This window comes from Exiguobacterium sp. s36, assembly GCF_018618345.1.
GTDB classification, from domain to species: Bacteria; Bacillota; Bacilli; order Exiguobacteriales; family Exiguobacteriaceae; genus Exiguobacterium; species Exiguobacterium chiriqhucha.
Genome location: NZ_JACSLW010000017.1, coordinates 1 through 4,940 on the forward strand (window position 1 = coordinate 1; position 4,940 = coordinate 4,940).

A 4,940-nucleotide genomic window follows, 5' to 3' on the forward strand; every position below is an offset into this window, starting at 1 on the left:
GTTGTGGTGACTTCATTCTACACGAGGCCGTCGCTATGGGCTTTTTTGCGTTCACGTTCAGGTGTTGCACTTAATTTTATAATTCATCAAATAAGATTCGGAACGGTAAATATTCACATTTAATTAGATTGTGGATATTTTTGATTGTTTTTAAAAGGTAAGAGAATAAGGAGCATTCCTGTTAGGAAGATTTCTGAGGCCTTGAATTAAAAAAAGCCCTCTTTTATGATGATTGAGTGGTCACCCGATAAAATGACCCAATACATCTAAGAGAGGACTATTATATGAATTCTAAAACGAATGAAAAGATTAATCAAGTCTCAGAAAAGACACTGGTCATCGGTATCGACATCGCCAAGCGTACACATTTCGCCTGTGCAGTCGACGACCGCGGCCGTGTGCTCCAGAAATCCTTCTCGTTCACCCAGTCACGGCACGGCTTTGAGGTCCTCTACACGCGTATCATCGCCCTCAAAGAAGAACATCTGAAACAAGATGTCATTGTCGGTTTTGAACCGACCGGGCACTATTGGATGAACCTGGCGGCCTTTCTCACCGACCATGGCATCCCCTATGTGATGGTCAATCCGATGCACGTCAACCGATCGAAAGAGCTGGATGACAATCTACAGACGAAGAATGACAAGAAGGATGCCGTCGTGATTGCGCGACTGATGCGAGACGGGCGCTTCAACTATCCTCGGATCTTGGAAGGGATTGAGGCTGAATTGCGGAACGGTGCGACCCTTCGCTCGAAGATCCAAGAGGATATCAATGCGCTACAGAATCGGATCATCCGCTGGCTCGACCGTTTCTTCCCTGAGTTCACGATGGTCTTCAAAAGTTTTGGGAAGATGGCCTATGCCGCACTTGAGAAGACGCCTTTGCCGGTAGACATCGTCGGTAAGGCTCCCGAAGAGCTCCTCTTCCTCTACCGTCAGGTAGAAGGCATGAAGAGCCCTCAGCTCCCGAAGGCCAAGAGATTGGTGGAGGTCGCTGCCCATTCAGTCGGTCTGACAGAGGGGCATGTGATGGCACGTATCGAGATCGCCACGCTGCTCACCCAGTACCGTCTGTTACAATCGCAACTCGAGGCACTGACGGATGAACTCATTGAACTTGTCCGTCAGACACCGGATTATGAATATCTTTCCTCGGTCCCGGGCATCGGTGATGTGACGATCATCGAGCTTCTCTCTGAGGTCGGTTCTTTCAAACAGTACAAGGATCCACGCCAACTCATCAAACTAGCGGGCCTGACCCTGAGAGAGAACTCCTCAGGACAACAGAAGGGACAGAAACGCATCTCAAAACGCGGTAGGAAAAGGCTCCGAGCCCTCCTGTTTCGTGTCATGATGCCACTGATCCTTCACAACACTGCATTCAAATCTTTACATGAACATTACACCACGCGAGCAGCCAACCCACTTCGCAAGAAACAGTCGATCGTGGTGCTCTGTGGCAAGCTATTGAAAGTATTACACGCACTCTGTACCAAGCACTGGATGTTTGACGAGCAACGGATGATGGATGACTTCACTTCTCTCCAGTCGGCAGCGTGACCTGAACGTTTGAGTTCTGACAACAAGGATGACACGGAGAAGCCGGCACCATCTATTCCATCCGACCGTCCGCTAGGACGAGTCCACTGAGGAGCATCGCCAGCCTCTGCCTTATGAATAGACCGAACGAAGGAATGTACGCGCTAAGACGCCTAGAGACATGGGAGGGTCCGTCATCATAAGCTACGCAGAGATCCAATGTGCATTGAATAGGACACAGTATAGGAGCAATTTCTACCAATAAATACAAGCTCCTACAGCGTAGCGTACGGATCAATTGTAATATTCATGAAGAAATACAAAATAACGATAGATATTGGTGACGAAAAATATTTTTTCGGGCACTTGAGATGGTGAAAACCATTGATATATCAACATTTATAGAGGGAGGTATAGTTAATATGGATATTAAAAAAATGTTAGTCAATGACCGTGTTAAACCATACTTATTAAAAGCCCGTTATGGGATTGAAAAAGAAAGTATACGAGTTGACTTATCAGGAAATTTAGCTAAAACGGATCATCCTAAATCGATAAGAGATGAACACCCGTATATTCAGCGAGATTTTTCAGAGCTACAGATGGAATTAATCACACCTGTTACTGAGACATTAGAGGAACTGTTTAATTACTTAGCAGCCATCCATGATGTTGCTTATCGTTCTATGGGTGATCATGAAATGCTTTGGCCATTAAGCATGCCACCACAGTTACCAGAAAAAGAAGAAGATATTGTTATTGCGAAATTGAAAAATGTTGAAAATGTTCTATATCGTCAATCTTTATCCAATTCTTATGGCCGTCGTAAACAAATGCTTTGTGGTGTTCATTTTAACTTTGAATTCGGCGATGAGTTAATCCAAGCGATATTTAACTTACAATCGGAGATAAAAGATTATCTACAGTTTAAAACAGAGATTTATCTAAAAGTCACAAGAAACTATTTACACTATCGATGGTTAGTAACTTATTTTTATGGAGCTTCTCCTAGTAGCGAAAAGAATTATTTTGAAGAAGATTCTTTGAATGGGGCAATAAGAAGCATTAGAAGCAGTAAATTGGGTTATACTAATTCTGATGATGTTCAAGTGTCATATAGTAGTATACAGAACTATATATCAGATCTTTCTTTGATGGTTAAAAAGGGGCTTTTATCAGAAGAAAAAGAATTTTATGCATCTGTCCGTTTAAGAGGCGGACATCATGTTTCAGATTTAGAAGCTCACGGTGTTAGTTATCTTGAATTGCGAAATATAGATTTAAATCCTTTTGAAACGAATGGAATTAGCTATGAACAAGCAGAATTTCTACATCTTTTCTTATTTTATTTACTATGGAAAGATGAGGGTAATAATTGTGATGAGTGGATAAAAATGGGTGATTCTTACAATGATGTAGTGGCTCTTGAGCATCCATTAGAGCATACACAATTTGAAGTAGAAGCTAAAAATATGATCGATGAGATGGAACATTTAGCAGAAATTTTAGATTTGACTATTTCAGATACGTTATTTGTTAACCTGAGAGAAATGCTAATGGACCCAAGTAAGACTTTAGCTGGAAGGCTTTATAAAGAGAGTGAAAAAAGCAGTCAAGGACAAGTGGCTACGTGTATTGCGAAAGAAAACTATAAAAAATCATGGGATAAGCCATATCAATTAACAGGATTTACTGACATGGAGTTGTCCACTCAGATTTTAATGTTTGATTGCTTACAGCAAGGAATAAAGGTAGAAGTTTTGGATCGGCAAGATCAATTTTTGAAGCTTCAATTAAAAGATCATGTTGAATATGTGAAAAATGGGAATATGACAAGTAAAGATAGTTATGTATCCCCTTTAATTATGGAAAATAAAACAGTAACAAAGAAAATTCTTCAACAACATGGATTCCGTGTACCAACAGGTGAGGAATTTAATGATATAGAACATGCTTTAAATTCTTATAATATGTTTTCTGCTAAACCTTTTGTTGTAAAGCCGAAAACAACAAACTATGGATTGGGAATATCAATCTTCAAACAAGAGGCAAATTACGAAGATTATCAAAAAGCAATCACACTCGCATTTAAAGAAGATTCTTCTGTACTAATAGAAGAGTTTCTCTATGGAACAGAATATCGATTTTTTGTGTTACATGATAAAGTTCAGGCGGTTTTATTACGAGTTCCTGCGAATGTTAAAGGCGATGGTGAACATACAATCGAAGAGTTAGTCATTGAAAAGAATCGTGATCCGTTAAGAGGAAAAGACCATAGGACACCTTTAGAAACTATACAATTAGGTGACTTGGAAAACCTTATGCTAAAAGGCCAAGGTTATCAAATGAATTCGATTCCAAAAAATGGTGAAATCGTCTATCTGCGTGAAAATTCTAATGTTAGTACAGGCGGAGATTCGATTGATGTGACAGATCAAATTCCCGATGACTATAAAAAAATAGCAGTGGATGCGGTATCTGCACTGGGAGCTAAAATTAGTGGTATCGATTTGATTATTGAAAATATAGAAGTTCCTGCAGCTAATAAAAATGCTTATGGGATTATTGAAGCGAACTTTAATCCATCAATGTATATGCATATCTATCCATATAAAGGAGAATCTCGACGTTTGACTATGCATATAATACACTTTTTATTCCCTGAACTATTACAAAGTTAGGAATCAAAGTTAGTCAAATTAGGGGTGCCATAAGCAAAACGCGATTATCTACACTATGAAAATCGGGAGTATTTAAAGTATTCTAAGAAGAAAAGTTGGGTGAAAGGCTACTTTGAATACTTGATATCTTAACCCAGTAAACAATGTATTCTACGTATCGAATGTAGTGATATCTTGATAATTAGAAGCATCAAATAACCATACCATTCTAAACATTGTTCTAGGAAGAATTAAAGGTATTTGCTACTTCTTAAGGACGCCTTAAGGCCGTTTTAGCTACCTTCAAGGCGGTTGTAGAATATGATGCTGCGAGGATCGTTGTCTAGACTAATACGTTGTTTATATGGCTTCAATGAATAAATCATTGATAAACAAAGGTTTTCTATGTAAGAGTTAAGATAACTGCATATTTACAACGTTAAGCTGTTGAATGACAATAAAGTTATTTAATGTTCAAATTACTAACATACATAACCCCGTTCTGAGTAGGGACGGGGTTAAAATAATAGTGTTTAAATACTGTGTATAATACTTTCTGTCATTTCATAGTTTACTTTTTCCCTGATTGCATGGACGCTGGTATTACCCTAAATAGCCCGATTGTTGCATTTAAAAATACTGCTTATCAAGATGAATTATAAAATTAAGTGCAACACCTGAACGTGAACGCAAAAAAGCCCATAGCGACGGCCTCGTGTAGAATGAAGTCACCACAACA

2 protein-coding genes are annotated in these 4,940 nt (G+C 39.3%); both read left to right on the forward strand.

What is annotated here, in order from left to right; genetic code table 11:
- The first annotated feature begins 284 nt into the window (after positions 1-284).
- Positions 285-1,562 (forward strand): IS110 family RNA-guided transposase, encoded by a 1,278-nt coding sequence (locus tag KNP95_RS15745; protein ID WP_214730117.1) that lies wholly within the window; start codon positions 285-287, stop codon positions 1,560-1,562.
- Between the two features lie 401 nt (positions 1,563-1,963).
- The gene (gshAB, locus tag KNP95_RS15750; protein ID WP_214730023.1) at positions 1,964-4,222 is read left to right on the forward strand and encodes a bifunctional glutamate--cysteine ligase GshA/glutathione synthetase GshB; all 2,259 of its coding nucleotides are present in this window, start codon (positions 1,964-1,966) and stop codon (positions 4,220-4,222) included.
- The last annotated feature ends 718 nt before the right edge of the window (positions 4,223-4,940 follow it).

Excerpts from the sequence above, each read along its gene's own strand:
- KNP95_RS15745 (WP_214730117.1), top strand. The coding sequence starts at position 285 with ATGAATTCTAAAACGAATGAAAAGATTAATCAAGTCTCAGAAAAGACA.
- gshAB (WP_214730023.1), top strand. The coding sequence starts at position 1,964 with ATGGATATTAAAAAAATGTTAGTCAATGACCGTGTTAAACCATACTTA.